The sequence below is a fragment of the Pseudomonas sp. NBRC 111132 genome (genome assembly GCF_001320565.1).
Classification (GTDB): domain Bacteria; phylum Pseudomonadota; class Gammaproteobacteria; order Pseudomonadales; family Pseudomonadaceae; genus Aquipseudomonas; species Aquipseudomonas putida_P.
In genome coordinates this window covers 28,622-47,987 of sequence record NZ_BCBI01000015.1, presented here as the reverse complement: position 1 = coordinate 47,987, position 19,366 = coordinate 28,622, and the positions used below count along the sequence as shown (strand labels likewise).

Genomic DNA, 19,366 nt, shown 5'->3' with positions numbered 1-19,366 from the left:
GCACAACGACAAGAACAAGGGAGACCACCATGGCCGCCAAGCGCCTCAACCAGAAAGACAAGTACCGCTGCCTGACCCGTGACCTGGGCTGGGAGCCGAGCTACCAGAGCAAGGAAGACATCTACCCCTACGAGCGGTTCGAAGGCATCAAGATCACCGACTGGGACAAGTGGGAAGACCCGTTCCGCCTGACCATGGACGCCTACTGGAAGTACCAGGCCGAAAAAGAAAAGAAGCTGTACGCCATCTTCGATGCCTTTGCCCAGAACAACGGCCACCAGAACATTTCCGACGCCCGTTATGTCAACGCCCTGAAGTTGTTCCTGAGTGGCGTCACACCCCTGGAGTACCAGGCCTATCAGGGCTTTGCCCGGGTTGGCCGGCACTTTGGCGGTGCCGGCGCACGGGTGGCCTGCCAGATGCAGGCCATCGACGAGCTGCGCCACGTGCAGACCCAGGTGCACGCCATGAGCCACTACAACAAGCACTTCAACGGCCTGCATGACTTTGCCCACATGCACGACCGGGTGTGGTTCCTGTCGGTGCCCAAGTCGTTCTTCGAGGATGCCCGCACGGCGGGCCCGTTCGAGTTCCTTACCGCCATTTCGTTCTCGTTCGAGTACGTGCTGACCAACCTGCTGTTCGTGCCATTCATGTCGGGTGCGGCATTCAACGGCGACATGGCCACGGTCACCTTCGGTTTCTCGGCGCAGTCCGATGAAGCCCGGCACATGACCCTGGGCCTGGAGGTGATCAAGTTCCTGCTGGAGCAGCACGAGGACAACGTGCCTATCGTGCAACGCTGGATCGACAAGTGGTTCTGGCGCGGCTACCGGCTGCTGACCTTGGTCGGCATGATGATGGACTACATGCTGCCAAACAAAGTGATGTCCTGGGCCGAAGCCTGGGAGGTGTATTTCGAGGAGGCCGGCGGCGCGCTGTTCAAGGACCTGGAACGCTATGGCATTCGCCCGCCGAAATACGTCGAGCAGACCACCATCGGCAAAGAGCACATCAGCCACCAGGCCTGGTCGATCTTCTACCAGTACAGCCAGGCCACCAACTTCCACACCTGGATCCCTACCGACGAAGAACTGGACTGGCTGTCGGCCAAGTACCCGGACACCTTCGACCGCTACTACCGCCCGCGCTACGAGCATTGGCGCGAATTGCAGGCGCGCGGTGAGCGCTTCTACAACCCGACGCTGCCGATGCTGTGCCAGATCTGCCAGATCCCGCTGGCCTTCACCGAGCCGGATGCGCCGACGCAACTGAGCCACCGTAGCCTGGTGCACGAGGGCGAGCGCTACCACTTCTGCTCCGATGGTTGCTGCGACATCTTCGCCTTCGAGCCGGACAAGTACGTGCAGGCCTGGTTGCCGGTGCACCAGATCCTGCAGGGCAACTGCGGGGGCGGCGATGTCGAGTCGGTGGTGCGCGACTACTACAACATCACCCCCGGCCAGGACAACTTCGAGTACCAGGGCTCGCCCGAACAGCAGCGCTGGCAGGCGCTGCAGGGTGCCGAACGCAAGGTTGTCTGAAGTGCCGATCTGCCAGGGCGCGCTTGTTGCGCCCTGGTTTTCACAAGAACAAGAGGACCAACGCCATGCCCGTGACCGCCATCGGCCGCTACACCGCCCAACCCCTGGACTGCCAGGCCAATTTCCACGGCGCCCAGCTGGTGTACCTGTGCTGGGAAAACCACCTGCTGTTCTGCGCACCGTTCACCTTGCCGGTGGACCCGGCGCTGCCTTTTGCCGCCTTCATCGAACAGGTGGTCAAGCCGGCCATTGCCCTGCACCCGGATGCTGCACAGGTCGATTTTGCCGCCGCCCGCTGGCGCCTTGACGAGCAGCCGTTCACGCCTGACCTGGCCCGTGGCCTGGCCGCCAACGGTGTTGCCCACAAAAGCCTGCTGCACCTGCACACCCCCGGCCTCGAAGGCCTGGGCGGCAGCCACAACTGAGGAATGCCGCCATGAGCTATCAAGTCACCATCGAACCTACCGGTGAGCAGATCGAAGTGGAGGAGGGCCAGACCATCCTGGAAGCCGCCCTGCGCCAGGGCGTCTGGCTGCCGTTTGCCTGTGGCCACGGCACTTGTGCCACCTGCAAATGCCAGGTGCTGGAAGGCGAAGTCGACCTCGGCGCTGCATCGTCCTTCGCCCTGATGGACATGGAACGCGACGAGGGCAAGGTGCTGGCCTGCTGCGCCATCCCGCAGAGTGACCTGGTGATCGAGGCCGACATCGATGTCGACCCGGACTTCGCCGGCCTGCCGGTGCAGGACTACCGTGCGGTGGTCACCCAGCTGGTGGAACTGTCGCCGACCATTCGCGGCGTGCACCTCAAGCTCGACCGGCCGATGGCCTTCCAGGCCGGGCAGTACGTGAACTTGCAGCTGCCAGGTATCGAAGGCTCCCGTGCGTTTTCCCTGGCCAACCCGCCCCAGCAGGCCGACGAGGTGGAACTGCACGTGCGTCTGGTAGAAGGCGGCGTGGCCACCGGGTACATCCACCAGCAGCTCAAGGTGGGCGATGCGCTGGCGCTGTCCGGCCCTTACGGGCAGTTCTTCGTGCGCGGCTCACAGCCGGGTGACCTGATTTTCATCGCTGGCGGCTCGGGGCTTTCCAGCCCGCAGTCGATGATTCTTGACTTGCTGGCGCGTGGCGATACCCGGCGCATCACACTGTTCCAGGGCGCCCGTACTCGAGCTGAACTGTACAACCGCGAGCTGTTCGAGGCGCTGGCCGAGCGCCATGCCAACTTCAGCTACGTGCCTGCTCTTAGCCAGGCTGCTGAGGACGAGCAGTGGCAAGGTGTGCGCGGCTATGTGCACGACGCGGCCAGGCAGCATTTCGATGGCCGCTTCAACGGTCACAAGGCCTACCTGTGCGGCCCGCCACCCATGATCGATGCGGCCATCACCTGCCTGATGCAAGGCCGCCTGTTCGAACGCGACATCTTCATGGAGCGCTTCTACAGCGCTGCCGATGGTGCTGCCGAAGGCCAGCGTTCGGCCCTGTTCAAACGCATCTGAACACCTTCAAGCCCGGCGCCCCGAACGCGGGGGGCCGGCGTGCACCCGACCGATAACAACAACAAAGGTTGACCCGATGAACCCGACCCTAGCGAACCTGCTTCGCCTTGCCGTGTGTGCCTCGTTGTTCGGCGCCGCCAACTTGACCCATGCCACCGAAGGGGGTGGCACCTCGTATCCACTGGGGGCCGAGAACTACATGTCCGGCGCCATGCCGCCACCGGGCTTCTATGGCCAGCTGTTCGTCAACCACTATGAAGCAGACAACCTGCGTGGCAACGACGGGCGCAAACTGCCGGTGGACTTTCGTGTGCGGGCCAATGCCATCGTGCCGCGGCTGATCTGGGTGAGTGACTACACCCTACTGGGCGGTAGCCTGGCGCTGCATGCCATCGTGCCGCTGGTGGACGTCAAGGTCTCGCTCAATGGCCAGTCACAGCACAACAGTGGCCTGGGTGACGTGATCTTCGGCCCGGCACTGGGCTTTCACCACAGCGACAAGTTCCACAGCATCCTGGCCTTCGACATGATTGCCCCCACCGGCCGCTACGACAAAAACGACCTGGCCAACCCAGGGCGCAACTACTGGGTGTTCGAGCCGGTGTATGCGATGAGCTATGTCGACCCGGCGGGGCTCAACCTGGATGCCAAGGTGATGTACGACTTCAACCGGCGCAACCCAGCCACCGATTACCGCTCGGGGCAGGAATTTCATGTGGATTATGCCGTGGGGTGGGGGCTTGGGAATGGTTGGGTGCTGGGGGTAGGGGGGTACTACTATCGGCAGACGACTGACGACAACCTGGATGGCGAGCGCATCGAAGACAACAAAGGCCGCAGCTTTGCCATCGGGCCGTCGATCAAGTACAGCGGCAAGGATGGCTGGTTCGTGACGGCCAAGTGGTCGAAGGAAACCGAAGTGCGCAACCGCGCCCAAGGCGATGCCTACTGGTTGAAGTTGACCTTGCCCTTCTAAGCCTGCGTGGTCCCTGTAGGAGCGGCCTTGTGTCGCGATCGGGCTGCGCAGCAGCCCCTCGGTTTCTGCCGCGCTGCAGAGCGTGCTGGGGCTGCTGCGCAGCCCGATCGCGACACAAGGCCGCTCCTACAAACAACGCAGGTCGCTGGGCGTCAGGCCACATCCACCAGCACAATCTCGCTGTCTTCGATAGCGGTCACGCGCAGTACTGCTTCCTGCTCGATTGCCACGCCGTCGCGCGCCTTGGCCCGCAACCCGTTGACCTCGACCAGCCCCTTGGCCGGCACCAGGTAACCCCGGCGTGCGGCATCGAAGCGGTATTCGGCGGTTTCACCCGCACGCAAGGTGGCCGCCACCAACCGTGCATCGGTGCGAATCTGCAGGCTGTCTTCATCACCGGCACGGCCGCTGGCCAGGGTCACGAAGCCTTCGCCACGTTCGCCTTTGGGGAACGGCCGGCTACCCCACTGCGGTGCTTCACCGGTGCGCTCCGGCACGATCCAGATCTGGAAAATGCGCGTATCGACGTCTTCCAGGTTGTACTCGCTGTGCACGATACCGGTGCCGGCACTCATCACCTGCACATCACCGGCTTCGGTACGGCCCTTGTTGCCCAGGCTGTCCTGGTGGCTGATCGCGCCTTCACGTACATAGGTGATGATTTCCATGTCGCGGTGCGGATGCGGCGGGAAGCCACTGCCGGCTGCAATCAGGTCGTCGTTCCATACCCGCAGGTTGCCCCAGTGCATGCGTGCTGGGTCGTAGTACTCGGCGAAGGAGAAGTGGTGGTGGGCGTCAAGCCAGCCATGGTTGGCGTGGCCGAGGCTTTCGAAGGGTCGCAGTTGCAGCATGATCGTGCTCCTTGAAACAGTGGAATGACGCCATGATGCGCTAAAGAAACATCGAAAATAAGCGTAAATATCGGCTTAAAACAATCTATTTATTGGATTGAATATGCTGCCAAGCGTTATGCGCTTCATCGCCTAATCCACTGATCTGCAAGCATTCGCTGGCGATTTTCCGTCGATGCGGCGAACATGCTCGTTGTTTTGATTTTCAACGGAGTGACCGTGGCCCACGAGCAACCCCAGGCCCTCGCCGACCTTACCCCTCCTGCCCAGTTGCCCTGGTTTCGCCGCCTGGTCGCCCGCCTGCTGGGGCGTGGCCTGACCCGCTTGCAGGCCCAGCACCGTGACTCCTGGTCCCTCGGCCACGCCACTGGCTATGAGGCTGGTCGCCAGGTGCTGGTGATTCGCGATTCGCGCCCCGACACAACCGCTGTGCCTGGCCAGGACGACAACCTGTTCGACGACTGGCGCCTGCCGTTGACAGCCGAGCTGAAGAAGCGCTTCAAGGCGGATGTCGCCCAGCGCCTGCCTACCGAGGCGCAGCCCAGCGCCGCGCAATGGAAGCTGATCTTCAGTGACACCCCTTCCACCTGCGTGGTGGCAGGCGCCGGGGCAGGCAAGTCCACATCGTTGGTGCTGCGCATCCTGCTGTTACGCCATTACCTGGGCTATGAGCTGGATGCAATGACCGTGGTGACCTTCACCCGCGAGTCGCGTAAGGACTTCATCAAGCGCCTGTTGCAGGTCTTCGCCCTGTGGCAGATCAACCTGCAACCGGTGCAGGCCCGCGAGCTGGTGCGCACCTTCCATTCGCGCATCCTGCCGCTGGTGCGCAGCCTGCCGGGCTTCGGCCAGGTGCGAGCATTCGAAACACTGGGCAACGAGATGCCTGCAGGGCGTGAAGCCGAGGCTGACAGCAACCCGTTCGATCTGCGCCTGAACGACGCCCAGCGCCAGCAGCTCAACCAGTGCTACAGCAGCTTGCTGGGCGAGAGCCCGCGTTTTGCCGAGCTGGTAGGCTTGTTGCGCAGCGAAGCGTTGCAGCTCAAACCGCTGGACCCGAACAACCCCGACGTGCAGAAGCGCGCCCAGGTAACCCAATTGGCGGCCCAGCGCGACGATGAACTGTGCGACGTGATCGAGGACCTGTGGTTCGCTGCCGGTGCCTGGCCGATCAAGGGCATCGAACCCTGCCGCGAAACCGTCGATATCCGTGGCAGCCGCTTTCATGTGCATGGCCGTCTGCAAGGCCAGGGGCCGTTGGTGGTGCTGGGCTTCGACCCGGCGGAAAGCGCGCAGTACCAGCGCCCTGGCGCCAAGCTGGCAGTGCGTGCGGAGTGGGCGGTCAAGCGCACGCTGTTGCAGGCTTTCTGCGACAGGCCACTGATCTGGCTGGACAACTACGCCATGGCCCGGCGCCTGGCCGCATCGTTGGCAGGCGATGCGGTGGCTGGCCCCGGCTTCGAGTACAAGGTCAAGGGTGAATTGGCCCCGGCGCCACTGCTGGATGCATTCGTCAGCGCGGCCAACTTCATCGAGAACCTTGGCCTGGACGTTAACAACGCGGTGGCGGCCATGAGCTTCCCGTCCGGCGACAGTGATGCACGGTTCTTCGAAGCCCTGGCGCTGTATTGGAAAGCGCTGGAAATGCACCTGCTGGACCAGTCGCCGCCGGTGATGAGCTACAACCGCATGTTCGCGCTGTTCGGCGAAAACAACCCGGAAAACCTGCAACTGCTGCCCGACCCGTTGCTGCGGCCATTGGCGCACCTGATGATCGACGAGTTCCAGGATGTGTCGCCGCAGATCGTCAGTTGGCTGCGTGCCAGCCTCGCCGAAATCCGCCGACGCGGCCCGGCCATGCATACTGGGCGCCACGCCCAGCATTCGTCGCTGCTGTGCGTGGGTGACGACTGGCAGTCGATCTACGGCTGGCGTGGCAGTTCGCCCAAGTATTTCATGGAGTTCACCAAGGCCTTCCCGTCACCGGCCAACACGCGGGTGATGCTGGTGGACAACTATCGCTGCCAGCAGCAGGTGATCGACGCGGCCGAGCACCTGGTCAAAGGCACCCCGGCGATTGCCGGCAAGAAAGCCCGTGCCAGTGGCCCGGCGGCCGAGCTGCCCGGCTCGCCGGTCAAGGTGTTCGACCGTGACGAGGCCGCCCTGGGCGAAACGCTGATCGAGCATTACCAGCGCGGTGAGACGGTCATGATGCTGTACCGCAAAGGCAGCGACAGGGCCTTGATGGCCGAGCACCTGCAAGGCGTATTGCACGCCGACGCGGCGCTGCCGGCCGAACAGCGTCGGCTGCGCCAACTGACTTACCACAGTGCCAAGGGCCTGCAGGCCGATGCGGTGTTCATGCTGGGTGACTGCCAGTACCTGACCAGCTCGCCGTACAAGAATCAGGTGTATCGCCAAGCCGGCTTGGGCAAGGCTGGTGATGCGCAGCCGTTCGATACGGCGCAGAAGGAAGAGGTGCAACGCCTGGCCTATGTGGCGGTGACCCGCGCGGTGCAGCACTGCTACTGGCATGTGGAGGCCGCCAACGGCGATGCCGCGGTGGCCCCACGGGCGTCGAGCCAAGTGGATGGCAGGCAGGCCTTTTTCGAAGACCTGCGCGGGCAGTAGGGCGCTATCTGTTCGGGTCTTGCAGGCGGGTAAGCGTTTCGAGCAACGCTTCGCGCTGCTGCTCACGCCCGGCGTTCAGGCGCCGGCTGGCCAGGTCGTAAGCCTGGCTGCCAAGGTCCATTCTTTGCAATTGACCACTGCCGTCCAACGCTGGCGCGGGCAGCGCCTCGCCGATGGCTTGCAATACCGTACCATCCAGCGAAGTGACGGCTTCGTTTTCAGCGTCCAGGCAATAGTCCAGGTACTGCATGCCTTGGTACCACCGCTCATCCAGCGTGGCGAACTGGCTGGCGAAGTGCTGGGCAAGGTAACGTTGCCAGCTGGGCTGCCGCGCAACCCATGCCCTGCGCTCTGTGGCGGTTTGGTCGAATTGCCGGACGGCGTGTTCGACATTGCTTTCCACCCGTGTCGAAATCATCGCTTCGCGGCGATACAGCATGCCTTGGCTGGTTTCTGGAAAGTCGAGTGGCACTGCCAGTGACTGGCGCAAGGCCAGGCGTATTTCGATCAGGTCCGTCCCGCCAGTGAGCAGGGCGTTGTCACTCAGCTCGTCGAGGCTGTCCAGCGCAGGCACATCAATCCTTGCGGGCTGTGCCTGGGCAGGTAGCCGCTCCAGCTCCAGCAAGCGTGCCTGGCGCGCCAGGCGAGCGAGCTGGATCCGTTCGCCCAGCGCGTTGACCATTTCCCGGCGATAGAGGGTTCTGAAAAAGTTGAACAGGTAGGCGGGGCGCTCTGCTTCCTGGGCCAGTTGGCTGAACACCTGTGCTTCAATTTCGAGGGCGCTGAACGCATCGGTACCGGCGTCGCCACAGGTGGGCGGGTAGTCTTGCGCGACATTGTCCAGATGGGTGCGCAGCGCCTCATCCTGCCCGGCCTGTTCGAGCAACCGCCAGACCTGGTTACTCAGCCCGCGCAAATCCTGCTCGGCTTGCTGCGAGCGAGTCACGCGTTCGATGACATCGCGTAAATGTCGGTTTGCATCGCCCTCGAACAATTCGTTCCAAAGCTGTGTCTGTTCTGGGCTGGCATCCACGAGCCAGAACTCCTCGCTGATATCCGACAGTTGATCGTCGCTGTGCACTTCGACGCCGGCCGCGCGTAGCCGGCGGTTGCTGTTGGCATCCAGGTCGTTTTCGTTGAAGTCCCACAAGGCATCGCGGTTTGCACGCAGGGCATCGGCAAAGGGGCTGGTCAGCAACTGGTTAAGGTCCGGCACCTCGGCGATCGGGTTGTAGCTCAGGCTGAGGTGGCGCAATTGCAGGTCGGCCTGCGCCATCAGTGATGTGAGGCCGCGCGGCCACTCATGCAGGCTGCAGTTGCGCAGTTGCAGGTTGGTCAGGCGGGTCAGACCGGTCAGGTCGGGGGCCTGACCCAGCGGGTTGTTGGTCAAGCGTAGGCCGCGCAATTGGTGCAGGCCGGTGAATCGTGCTGCCAAGGCATCACTCAGCGTAATGTGGTTGTACTCCAGATCAATGTATTCGAGGGGAAGCTGTGCAAGGGTCTGCAGGTCGGCTTCGCTTAGCTGCAGCCTGTTCAGACGCAGGCTCAGCCGGCGCAGGCGGGTCAGGCCGGTCAGGTGTTGGCGCATTCCGTCGGTCAGGCTGCCCAACTGGTTGTTGCCCAGGTCCAGCTCTTCCAGTTGCGGGGTGGACGCCAGTGCACGGAACAGGCCGTCGAAATCGAGCTCTGGGCTTTGCGCCAGGCGCAGGGCGCGCAACGAGGGGAAGCTCTGGAAGAAGTCTGCAGGTAACTGACGGATGCCGATAGCACGAATGTTCAGGGTGGTGATGTGATCGAAGCGCGCCGGCAGTGATGGCAGGGCGTCGACTTCCAGGCCTTGCAGTGTCAGGCTGTCGGGGTCGTCACGGCGCCAGGCGGCATTGAACAGGTCGCGTACCTCGTTGCGTGCGTTGCGCTGGTTCTCGTTGCCTTGACTCGCCCAGTCACGCAGCGTGTTGTCGAGGCTGTTGCGCTCGGTTTCCAGCGCCCTGATCTGCGCCGCTACGTCACCGCGCTGGCGCAGTTGGCCGAGCAAGGTATTGCGCTCGCTTGAACTCAGGCTGGGGTACAGTGCCCGCAATCGTCTATTTGCCGTATTGGTCCAAGGCAGCCTTCCACTGAGTGGGTAGCCAAGGCGGCCATCGGCCAGGCGCATCGGCGAACGGTAGCCCGGCCTGATGGGTTGCTGCCCGATCAGCCGTGCCGCATGCGCCCGGTTGGCAATCGCCACCTCATACCGTTGGTGAGGATCAAGCTCAGGGTGTTCGGCCTTGAGTGCGGCATCCAGCACTTCACTGTCGGCAGTGGCCAGGTCAGGGCGATACAGCCCCAGCAAGGCCCTGCTCAAGCGGGCATGTGCCTGAAGCCGCCGGGCCTCTTCGGCGACGCGCAAAGGCACCCTGCCTTGGGCCAGGCGTAGGCGCTCACTGGCGCAGGTCCTGGCCATGAGCTGCCGGATGGCGCGCCCCGGCAGCCCCGGAAACTGCCTGGCCAGGGGGTGGGCTCGTTCGGCAGGGCTGAGCTGATCCCGTGCGCTAAGGCGGTCGAGTGCATCGGCCAGCAAGGCAGGCGGTTGCTGTGCGGCAACCTGGGTTTGGCGAAGTTCGTCGCCTTGCACACCGGAGCACGCTAGCGCTGCCTTCAGCGCTTCGTCAGTCAGGCCGTCACTGATTGGCCCTAAGCGGCGCAACAAATACAGGTCATCCCATTCCAGCGGCGTTTCATGTTCTGCGCGCCATGCGCCTGCACCGTATTCGCGCACTACCGGCCGATAAGCCTGTGGGGCCAGTGGGTGGGGGATGCGCCACTGGCCCCGCTCATACACCTGTTCGTAGACAACACCATCGATGCGAATGTAGTGGCGCCCGTCTACCGTGTAACGGCCTTGTGCGTCGGGCTCAAGGTGTTCGGCAATCGATACCGGGCTTGCACGGTCCTTCAACGTGGGGTTCCACAGGTAGTCGTTGCCATCCTTGACGATGCTCTGCATGGCATCGACGAATCCTGAGGCCTTCAGCGCTACGGTGGCGCCGCCCATGGCAGCCACTGTGACAATGTTCAGCAACACCGACTCAAGCTGGGCCACAACCGCTTCATTGTCACCTTCCTCCCACGCTGAAATGCCCTCGAACACGCTGCCCATGATCTGCGCGGCGCCGATGGTCAGCATGATCGGGTTCAGGCAGGGTACGACCATGGCGGCGACATTCAGCACGGTCATGCCCAGGTCCAGCCAGTATTCGATGTTCTGCAAGCGTACCCTGGCGTCAACATCTTCTGTGGGAACCGCCACCTGGCGAGCATCGGCCCGCAGACGTACAAGATGGCGGGATTCCAGCTGTGCCCAAGGGACATCTGGCAAGGTGCTGTCGATGGACTCCAGATGTATCGACTTGCGAGGTTGCCGCTGCGCTCCCTGGTCGGCGTTGCTGTAAAGGGCGCGCTCAAGCTGCTCGTTCAACGCTGCCTGTTGCGATTGCAGCGCCAGGGCGACGAAGCGCTTGCGGTAGTCGTCCTGCAGCAGTTGCTGGCGCAGGTACTTGCGTGCATCGCCCAGCGAGGCAAATTCCCTGAGCGCATCGCCATCTGCCGGGTTGTAGAGAAATACCGGGTCATGGGTGCGGTTTTGCGTGGGCGCGATGAACAGCAGTTCGTGGATCGGGATGCCAAACAATTGCAGCTGCCAGCAACGCAGGGGGCGGCCCTGATAGGTGGGGTCGGCGTTTTCGGCACCGAGGCCATGCAGCGCGAAAGCGCTGGCGTGGCTGAGGTGGCCTTTGCAGGCCGCAATACGGGTTTGCACGCGGAACTCGTCACGCCGTGCGGTGATGGCCAGTGACTGCAGCTCGGCTTTGTTTGCACCGCCGTAGACCTGGTCAAGGTGCTGCTGGTAGCGCTGGCCCAGGTCAAGCGCACGGCACTGGTCGATGAACCCCGCCACCGACATCCCTGCGATTGGCCTGATGTCCTGGCGGCCGTGCTGCAGGCGGCTGAAACGGGTGGTATCGGCAGTTCCTTCGAAATTGTGCAGGGCCGCTTCGAGCAGGCTGCGATACTGCGGGTCACCTTTGGGTACGATCTCGCCCAGCTCACCTGGTACTACAGGGCCACTCGGTATCCCGTCCGGTTGCCTGACGGCGGTGGCTTGATAAACGTATTGCGCCTGAGTGACCGGGGTGTCGATGCCCAGCTGCTTTTGCAGCAGTGGGGCGCAGAACGCAGTGACGCCCTGCAAGTTGCTCAGCGCAGCCTGCAGGGCCCTGCTGCTGGCGTCGCGAGTGGCGATGGCGCGCTGCACGGCCTGACGGGTGAGTGGGTCTGCCTGGCTGTACCAAGGGTAAGCATTGCCTTCGGCATCCTGATAGTCCTTGCGCAAGCGCGCCAGGATGCGACTGGCGTGTTCGCTGTGCAGCGCCTTGCTCCAGCCGGGCAGGGACTGTGTCATTTGCGCGTGGTGGTAAGGGGTGTGGCTCATGTCGTAGCTCCGTGGTCGGTCGCCGCTATGGAGCCGCAGGCGCAGGCGCGAGGTGCGGTAGATAATTGCCTGCCCGAGTCGGTGATGCACATGCGGTTGTCGGCGAGGGGCCAGCAGGTGAGCCGTGGCTGGGCCAAGGTGGTGTGCCGGCCTGACGAGTACGCGCCAGGCACCAGTCAGGGAGAGAGAGCATGCGTTCGCCGTTCAGTCCCAAGGACCATTTACTGGACCTCGACGGTATCGAGATTGCTGTGCGCTGTTGGGGCCCGGAAGAGGGGATACCGGTACTGGCCCTGCATGGCTGGCTGGACAACGCCGCCTCGTTCGAGCGCCTGGCACCGATGCTCGATGGTTGCTTCGTGGTGGCGCCCGACCTGGTCGGCCATGGCCGTTCCGACCATCGTCGTCATGACAGTGGCTATTACCTGTGGGAACACGCCCAGGACATGCTGGCTGTGGTCGACAGCCTGGGCCTGGCGCAGTTTCATGTGCTGGCCCATGGCATGGGCACTGGCGTAGCGTCGCTGCTGGCGGCCATGACCAGTGGCGTTGCCAGCATGACCTTCCTCGACGGCATGGGTGCACCGTTCACGGTGGCCGAGGATGACCGCGTGCAGCACCTGGCACGGGCCTACCGGCTCAAGCGCATGGTACAGCGCAGCCAGTTGCCGGGTTTTGCCGAGCCGGACGCGGGCCGCTTCGACGACCTGGACACCGCCCTGGCGCAACGCCGCGAACGCCTGGACACCGAGCTGTCGGAGGGTGCCGCACGGCTGTTGGCGTTGCGCGACCTGCTGCAACTGGGCGATGGCTATTGCTGGCGCCACGATCCACGGCTGGTGCTGCCCGAACCCATGCCGCTGACCGAGCGCGAAGCCTGCGACCTGCTCAGCCAGATCCGCTGCCCGTTGTACCTGCTGTTTGGCCGCCAGGGCGCATTCACTGGTGAGGCCTTTATCCGGCGTCAGGCCGCCTTGCCCAGCCAGGCGAAGGTTTCCTGGCACCCGGGCGGGCACCACTTCCACCTGGACGCCCCGGACCGTGCGCTGGTCGACCAACTGCTGCGTATCTTGACGCGCCATGAAGGGGGCGTGCTGCAACGGTTGGTTAACGAGTAGCTGATTCTGGCCACGCCGGGCGAAGCTGGGCTATGGTGGCGACGGTACTCGCACACACGGCATAAGGAGCCCGGCATGCGACCGTTCGCTATCAAGCACATAGACCATCTTGTTCTGCGGGTCCGTGACCTGCCGCGCAGTGTTGCCTTCTACACCGAGCTGCTGGGCTGCAATGTCAGCCGGGTGCGCGAAGACCTGGGCATGGTGCACCTGGCCACGGGCACAGCGATGATCGACCTGGTGACCCTGGACGGCCCGCTGGGCCAGCCAGGCGGGGCGGCACCGGGGGTGGAGGGGCGCAACCTGCATCACTTCTGCCTGCGGATCGAGCCGTTCGACGAGGCCGCACTGACGGCCTACCTGGAGGCCGCCGGGGTAACGGTAGAGCCTGCGGAAAAGCGTTATGGCGCCGAAGGCGAAGGGCTCTCGCTGTACTGCTACGACCCGGATGGCAACCAGGTCGAGTTGAAGGGGCCGGTGGCGGAGGCGGTATGAGCGGCCTGCACATTCGCGAGCACTGGATCGACACCGCGTCAGGCAAGCTGTTCGCCCAGCAGTGGGTGCCGCTGCAGGCACAGGGGGCGCCTATCGTCCTGTTGCACGATTCGCTGGGTTGCGTGGCCTTGTGGCGCGACTTCCCGGCGCAGCTGGCGCAGGCTACCGGGCACCAGGTGATCGCTTACGACCGCTTGGGCTTCGGTCGTTCCGACGCACACCCCGGCAGGTTACGCCTGGGCTTTGTCGAGAACGAGGCGCAGCAGGGCTTCACGGCCCTGCGCGAGTACTTTGACATAGCTGATTTCATTGTCTTCGGTCACAGCGTTGGCGGCGGAATGGCCGTGGCCTGCGCTGCGGCATTCGCCAGCCAGTGCATGGGGTTGATCACCGAGTCGGCGCAGGCCTTTGTCGAAGCCCGCACACTTGAAGGCATTCGGTCAGCGGACCAGCAGTTTGCCGAGCCTGGGCAACTGCAGCGGCTGGAGCGCTACCACGGCAGCAAGGCCCAATGGGTACTGCGCGCCTGGGTGGACAACTGGCTGGCCGAGGATTTTGCCGACTGGAACCTGGATACCGTTTTGGCGCAGGTTCGCTGCCCCTTGTTGAGCCTGCATGGCGATAACGACGAGTTTGGCTCGTCGGCGCACCCCGAACGACTGGTGGCGCTGGCGGGTGGGCCTGGAGTGGCGCGACTGCTGCAAGGCTGTGGGCATGTGCCACACCGGGAGCAGGCAGAGGTGGTGCTGGCGGAGGTCGTGCAGTTCTTGCAGTAACGGTTTTTTCAAGCCAACGCGGGCGATTTGCAGGCGCGGCCATGCATGCGCCGTTCTTTCAAGCGCTCACCTGGGCTGAGGCTCAACACTGGCGGCTCCTGACTACCTGGAGTCGCCCATGCGCACCCTATACGCCCCACTGTTCTTCTTCGGTTTCATTGCCGCCGCCTTGTCATTGGCAGCCCATCCGTTGTGGCTGGTGCCACTGCTGGCCAGCGCAGTGCTGCTGTCATTCGCCTGTGAGCGGCTCATGCCTTACAAGGCTGCCTGGAACCAGGCACAAGGCGATGGCCGTCGCGACCTGTGCCATGCGCTGTTCAACGAGTGCCTGACCCTCGCCAGCGTGGCAGCCATCCCGCTGCTTGCCCACTGGCTCCCGGAAACGGGCCTGTGGCCGGGTCACTGGCCGTTGGCCTTGCAGTTGCTGCTGGCCATTGCCTTGGCCGACCTGGGCATCACGCTGGTGCACTACGCCAGCCATCGCAGCCCGCTGCTGTGGCGGCTGCATGCGGTGCACCACAGTGTCACCCGCCTGTACGGCTTCAACGGTTTGATGAAACACCCTATACACCAGTTGCTCGAAACCCTGGGGGGCACCTTGCCGTTGCTGCTGCTTGGCTTGCCCGTCGAGGTGGCATCGCTGCTGGCGTTCAGTGTGTCTATCCAGCTGTTGCTGCAGCACAGTAACGTGGACATGCATATTGGCGGCTGGCGCCATGTGTTCGCCTGGGCACCGGTGCATCGCTTGCACCACCTGAAGTACGGCACTACCGGCGACGTCAACTTTGCGCTGTTCTTCCCCCTGTGGGACCGCCTGCTTGGCACGCGGCTGTACCTGCCAGGCTATACGCTGGCGGACGACGACATGGGCATCGGTGATCGGCCGGACTATCCGCAGGCGTACCTGGCGCAACTGCGTGAGCCGTGGGCAAGCGCAGATGTTCAGCCACCGGCGGTATTGCCGGCAGGCCTGCGTCAGGCGTTAGCCGAACGTACGTAGGCGCAAGCGGCGCAAAGCGGCACCTGGGCTGAGGCCGAATTGCTGGCGAACGCTGCGGGTGAAATGCGCCGAATCGGCAAACCCCGCCGCCAATGCCGCTTCGGTCAGGCTGGCGCCGCCCAGCGCCTGTTGCAGGGCCATGCGCAAGCGCTGCCACAGCACCAGCCGGCGCACGGACAATTTCAGTGAGCCGCTGAACAGGCGTTCCAGTTGGCTGAGCGACAGCGCAGCAGTGCTGGCCAGTTCCTGGGCCGGCAAGGCCTGTTCGTCGAGTGCGCGGATGCGCTCGAGGGCTTTTCTCAGGCGCGGGTCGAGCGGCCGGCGCGGCCAGTGCATGAGGCACTCTGCCAATTGCTCTGCGCTGTTGCCGGCTTGCTTGCAGGCCAGGGCAAGGTCTGCCAGGTCGAAGGCCAGCGGCTCGGCAAACACGGTTAGGCACGGTACGCCATGGCTGAGGATGGCATGGGGTTGCCGCGACGCGATGAACACCTGTGGGCCGCTGCAAATCCGCTCGCCCAGGCGCACCTCGACATCCGCACCAAGGCCCACAAGCACCTGATGCGCGTAATGCACATGGCTGTCGGTCCTGCCCAGCGTAGACCGCAGCAGGCAGTGATCGTCCGCCAACCAGATATCGCCCTGCCAGCCGGGTGTTGCCGTGTCGTCCATGCTGCCCTCTGGTGTATGGCCAGGCGGGTGGATATCCCGGCAATCCCGATTATGCTTCATTTACCTTGCTGCGATCCGAGGCGGCCCGCCTCGTCGTGCTTCGCGCAACCCAAAGCAAGCCCCAGCGCCTGGGTGCGACGGTGAAGTGGTTGTGAGGTGCTCCGGCCTGCATGACGACATGACGGAGGCAACCCATGGCGGTTCTCGACAGCGCATCCACGGGCAGTAGCGCGCCCCAACGCGGTATCACCAAGGAGGAGCGCAAGGTCATCTTCGCCTCGTCCCTGGGCACGGTGTTCGAATGGTACGACTTCTACCTGTACGGTTCTCTCGCCGCGATCATCGCCAAGCACTTCTTTGCCGGGGTCAATGAAACCACCTCGTTCATCTTCGCGCTGCTGGCGTTCGCCGCCGGGTTTGCGGTAAGGCCGTTCGGCGCCATCGTGTTCGGCCGGCTGGGCGACATGATCGGGCGCAAGCATACCTTCCTGATCACCATTGTCATCATGGGCCTGTCGACCGCACTGGTGGGCTTGCTACCCAGCTACAGCGCGATTGGCGTGGCTGCGCCGGTCATCCTGATTACCCTGCGCCTGCTGCAAGGCCTGGCCCTGGGTGGTGAATACGGCGGCGCGGCCACTTATGTGGCCGAACATGCACCCAAGGGCCGACGGGGCTTCTTCACCGCCTGGATCCAGACCACGGCCACGTTGGGGCTGTTCCTGTCGTTGCTGGTGATCATGGCGTGCCGCACCGTCATGGGCACCGAGGTGTTCGAAGCTTGGGGCTGGCGGGTGCCGTTCCTGTTGTCGATTTTGCTGCTGGCGATTTCGGTGTACATCCGCATGCAGCTCAACGAGTCGCCGGTGTTCATGAAGATGAAGGCCGAAGGCAAGGCGTCCAAGGCACCGCTGACCGAGTCGTTTGCCCGCTGGGACAACCTCAAGGTGGTGATCATGTCGCTGCTGGGCGGTACCGCAGGGCAGGCGGTGGTGTGGTACACCGGGCAGTTCTATGCGCTGTTCTTCCTGTTGCAGATGCTCAAGATCGAGCCGCAGACCGCCAACCTGCTGATTGCCGGCTCGCTGCTGATCGGCACGCCGTTCTTCATCTTTTTCGGTAGCTTGTCTGACCGCATTGGCCGCAAGAAGATCATCATGGCCGGCTGCATCATCGCCGCGCTGACCTATTTCCCGATCTTCAAGGCGTTGACCGAGTACGGCAACCCGGATGTGTTCGTTGCCCAGGAGCAGAACCCGGTCGTGGTGGTGGCCGACCCTGGCCAGTGCGCATTCCAGTTCGACCCGGTGGGCAAGGCCAAATTCACCAGCTCCTGCGACATTGCCAAGAGCCTGCTGGCCAAGCGCGCCATTCCCTATACCAACCAGGCGGCCGAGCCTGGCAGTGTGGCGCAGATCCGCATTGGTGAGCGGGTACTGCCCAGCTTTGAAGGCAGCAGCATGGCCGCCGCGGACTTCAAAGTGCAGAGCGAGGCCTTTACCGCCACCTTGAGTGGTGCGTTGAAAGAGGCCGGCTACCCGGAAAAGGCCGACCCGGCGAAGATCCACTACCCGATGGTGCTGTTGCTGCTGACCCTCCTGGTGATCTACGTGACCATGGTCTACGGCCCGATCGCCGCCTGGCTGGTGGAGCTGTTCCCGGCGCGTATCCGCTACACCTCGATGTCGCTGCCTTACCACATCGGTAATGGCTGGTTCGGCGGTTTTCTGCCGACGGTCGCGTTTGCCATGGTGGCGGCGACCGGGGATATCTATTACGGCTTGTGGTACCCGATCGTGATTGCGGTGATGACGGCGGTGCTGGGGATCTTCTTCCTGCCGGAAACCAAGGACCGTGATATCAACCACACCTGATTAATGAAGTTGCCTGTAAGTGTCTCTTCGCGGGTTAACCCGCGAAGAGACCCGCAGAGGCTATCAATCGAAATAGCCACGCAGGCCAAAGGCATATCCTGTATCCACCTCCGTCGCCTCACCCCGGCTCCAGCGCTTCTTCAACACGAACTCGAACGCCGGCTCGTACAAGCCTTCGCGCACCAGCGCCCCGGCCAGCACCTCCACGTCGTACCAGCCATTGTCCAGCTCGATGATCGGCCGTCCCGGTACCTGGTAGCGGGCCATCAGGTCACCCAGAGTCTTGGGTGTGAAGTGCTGCAGGATGCGCCAGGTATAGAGCATCACAGCACCGTGCTCGACGCGCAGCACATAGCCATTGCGCCGATGTTTCAGGCGGCTGCCGGCTTCGCGCAGGGCCGGTGTGTAGCCATCAAGGGTGAACAGGATGCGATAGGGCAGGTTGTCGACCCCGGCCAGCGGCAGCACGATGCCTTCGCGCACCGCTTTGTCGCCGCTGTCGTCGTGAGTGAAGGCGTAGGCCAGGTCGTCCGGTAGCTCGTGCTCCTGCTTGAAGCGCTCTAGCAACTGGATATCGCCAAGCAGGAAGTAATCGACCAGGTCGTTGAGGACTTCGCGGAATTCGTGGCGCATCTGTTTTCCTTATTGGTGCGCTTAGGTTGGGGGCTTTCAGTGTTTCTGGGCGATCTGGATCAAGTTGCCACAGGTGTCATCGAACACGGCCACCGTGACGGGGCCCATGTTGGTGGGTGGTTGGGTAAACTGCACGCCCGCCGCGCACAGCCGGGTGTATTCGGCCTGGATGTCACGTACGCCGAACGAGGTGGCGGGAATACCGTCCTGCTTGAGCGCGGCCTTGTAGGTTTTGGCGGCCGGGTGCGCGTCGGGTTCCAGCAGCAGCTCGACGCCATTGGGGTCATTGGGCGAAGTCAGGGTCAACCAGCGGTGCCGGCCCATGGGGATGTCGTGCCTGGGCTCGAAACCGAGTACGTAGTGGTAGAAGGCCAGAGCCTTGGCCTGGTCGTCGACGAGAATGCTGGTGACCACGATCTTCATAGGCGTACACCGTGTTCCTGATGCCGTTGGGTATCAGTAAAGACGTTTGGGGGTATTTAACCAGTTCGCTGTGGGCCTGCCGTGAGGGTGTTTCCAAATGGGTTGGTGCAGACGCCAGCATTTAAGTTGTTCGGGCAACACAATTCAAACCAGGAGTGAACACCATGCAAGAAGAACCCATGGATCAACTGCCCGATACCTCTGAAGCGTCGCTAGAGGACAATGCTCAACAACCGGAAAGCCTTTCCAGGCGCAAGCGGAGTGTCACCACTTCCGTGGGATTGCAATGCGAGGCAGGCTACAAGATGGTAGGTGACGACTGCGTGATGATAGCGTCGTTCGAGTGAACCGACGTGGAGGGGTGCAGGGCACCCCCCCCACAAAAACCTGCTCAAGCCATAGGT

Annotated in this window: 16 protein-coding genes; 11 read left to right on the top strand and 5 right to left on the bottom strand. The window is 63.2% G+C overall.

The genetic code is table 11. From position 1 onward, the window contains the following. The first annotated feature begins 29 nt into the window (after positions 1–29). The 4 genes from APH35_RS09755 to APH35_RS09740 all read left to right on the top strand — a co-directional run bounded on the left by APH35_RS09755 (position 30) and on the right by APH35_RS09740 (position 4,018). On the top strand, positions 30–1,544 hold the full coding sequence (locus tag APH35_RS09755; RefSeq protein ID WP_012272929.1) for an aromatic/alkene/methane monooxygenase hydroxylase/oxygenase subunit alpha: 1,515 nt from the start codon (positions 30–32) through the stop codon (positions 1,542–1,544). 65 nt (positions 1,545–1,609) lie between these two features. Beyond that, positions 1,610–1,969 carry a phenol hydroxylase subunit P4 gene (locus APH35_RS09750; protein WP_060492904.1) on the top strand — a complete coding sequence of 120 codons (360 nt, stop codon included), beginning with the start codon at positions 1,610–1,612 and terminating at the stop codon, positions 1,967–1,969. Positions 1,970–1,980: 11 nt separating this feature from the next. Further along, positions 1,981–3,042 (top strand): NADH:ubiquinone reductase (Na(+)-transporting) subunit F, encoded by a 1,062-nt coding sequence (locus APH35_RS09745; RefSeq protein WP_060514698.1) that lies wholly within the window; start codon positions 1,981–1,983, stop codon positions 3,040–3,042. Positions 3,043–3,118: 76 nt separating this feature from the next. After that, on the top strand, positions 3,119–4,018 hold the full coding sequence (locus APH35_RS09740; protein ID WP_012272926.1) for a SphA family protein: 900 nt from the start codon (positions 3,119–3,121) through the stop codon (positions 4,016–4,018). Positions 4,019–4,170: 152 nt separating this feature from the next. On the opposite strand, the gene APH35_RS09735 is transcribed toward APH35_RS09740, so the two are convergent. Continuing rightward, positions 4,171–4,869, bottom strand: a complete 699-nt coding sequence (locus APH35_RS09735) for a pirin family protein (protein ID WP_012272925.1) — start codon at positions 4,867–4,869, stop codon at positions 4,171–4,173. A 186-nt stretch (positions 4,870–5,055) separates the two neighbouring features. Here APH35_RS09735 and APH35_RS09730 point away from each other — a divergent pair, with 186 nt between their 5' ends. Next, positions 5,056–7,500, top strand: a complete 2,445-nt coding sequence (locus APH35_RS09730) for a UvrD-helicase domain-containing protein (RefSeq protein WP_060514697.1) — start codon at positions 5,056–5,058, stop codon at positions 7,498–7,500. A 4-nt stretch (positions 7,501–7,504) separates the two neighbouring features. Here the strand turns inward: APH35_RS09730 and APH35_RS09725 are convergent, their stop codons facing one another. Next, on the bottom strand, positions 7,505–11,974 hold the full coding sequence (locus APH35_RS09725; RefSeq protein ID WP_060514696.1) for a dermonecrotic toxin domain-containing protein: 4,470 nt from the start codon (positions 11,972–11,974) through the stop codon (positions 7,505–7,507). A 191-nt stretch (positions 11,975–12,165) separates the two neighbouring features. On the opposite strand from APH35_RS09725, the gene APH35_RS09720 reads away from it, so the two are divergent. The 4 genes from APH35_RS09720 to APH35_RS09705 all read left to right on the top strand — a co-directional run bounded on the left by APH35_RS09720 (position 12,166) and on the right by APH35_RS09705 (position 15,363). After that, positions 12,166–13,092 carry an alpha/beta fold hydrolase gene (locus APH35_RS09720; protein ID WP_060514695.1) on the top strand — a complete coding sequence of 309 codons (927 nt, stop codon included), beginning with the start codon at positions 12,166–12,168 and terminating at the stop codon, positions 13,090–13,092. Positions 13,093–13,167: 75 nt separating this feature from the next. Continuing rightward, positions 13,168–13,587: a VOC family protein gene (locus tag APH35_RS09715; RefSeq protein ID WP_060492899.1), complete on the top strand. Its 420-nt coding sequence runs from the start codon at positions 13,168–13,170 to the stop codon at positions 13,585–13,587. Then, positions 13,584–14,363, top strand: a complete 780-nt coding sequence (locus APH35_RS09710; protein ID WP_060514694.1) for an alpha/beta fold hydrolase — start codon at positions 13,584–13,586, stop codon at positions 14,361–14,363. The genes APH35_RS09715 and APH35_RS09710 overlap by 4 nt, the downstream gene beginning before the upstream one ends. A 118-nt stretch (positions 14,364–14,481) precedes the next feature. Next, positions 14,482–15,363 carry a sterol desaturase family protein gene (locus APH35_RS09705; protein ID WP_060514693.1) on the top strand — a complete coding sequence of 294 codons (882 nt, stop codon included), beginning with the start codon at positions 14,482–14,484 and terminating at the stop codon, positions 15,361–15,363. Here the strand turns inward: APH35_RS09705 and APH35_RS09700 are convergent. Beyond that, positions 15,346–16,032 (bottom strand): helix-turn-helix domain-containing protein, encoded by a 687-nt coding sequence (locus APH35_RS09700; RefSeq protein WP_060514692.1) that lies wholly within the window; start codon positions 16,030–16,032, stop codon positions 15,346–15,348. The two genes, APH35_RS09705 and APH35_RS09700, sit on opposite strands and share 18 nt — an antisense overlap. 194 nt (positions 16,033–16,226) lie before the next feature. Here APH35_RS09700 and APH35_RS09695 point away from each other — a divergent pair, with 194 nt between their 5' ends. Further along, positions 16,227–17,906 carry an MFS transporter gene (locus APH35_RS09695; RefSeq protein WP_012272917.1) on the top strand — a complete coding sequence of 560 codons (1,680 nt, stop codon included), beginning with the start codon at positions 16,227–16,229 and terminating at the stop codon, positions 17,904–17,906. A 63-nt stretch (positions 17,907–17,969) separates the two neighbouring features. Here APH35_RS09695 and APH35_RS09690 read toward each other — a convergent pair whose 3' ends face one another. Both APH35_RS09690 and APH35_RS09685 read right to left on the bottom strand, forming a co-directional pair. Continuing rightward, positions 17,970–18,539, bottom strand: coding sequence for a hypothetical protein (locus tag APH35_RS09690; RefSeq protein WP_012272916.1), 570 nt, complete (start codon positions 18,537–18,539; stop codon positions 17,970–17,972). A 36-nt stretch (positions 18,540–18,575) separates the two neighbouring features. Further along, positions 18,576–18,962, bottom strand: coding sequence for a VOC family protein (locus APH35_RS09685; protein ID WP_012272915.1), 387 nt, complete (start codon positions 18,960–18,962; stop codon positions 18,576–18,578). 164 nt (positions 18,963–19,126) lie between these two features. Here APH35_RS09685 and APH35_RS09680 point away from each other — a divergent pair, with 164 nt between their 5' ends. After that, positions 19,127–19,309 carry a hypothetical protein gene (locus APH35_RS09680; protein ID WP_041166532.1) on the top strand — a complete coding sequence of 61 codons (183 nt, stop codon included), beginning with the start codon at positions 19,127–19,129 and terminating at the stop codon, positions 19,307–19,309. Positions 19,310–19,366: the final 57 nt, after the last annotated feature.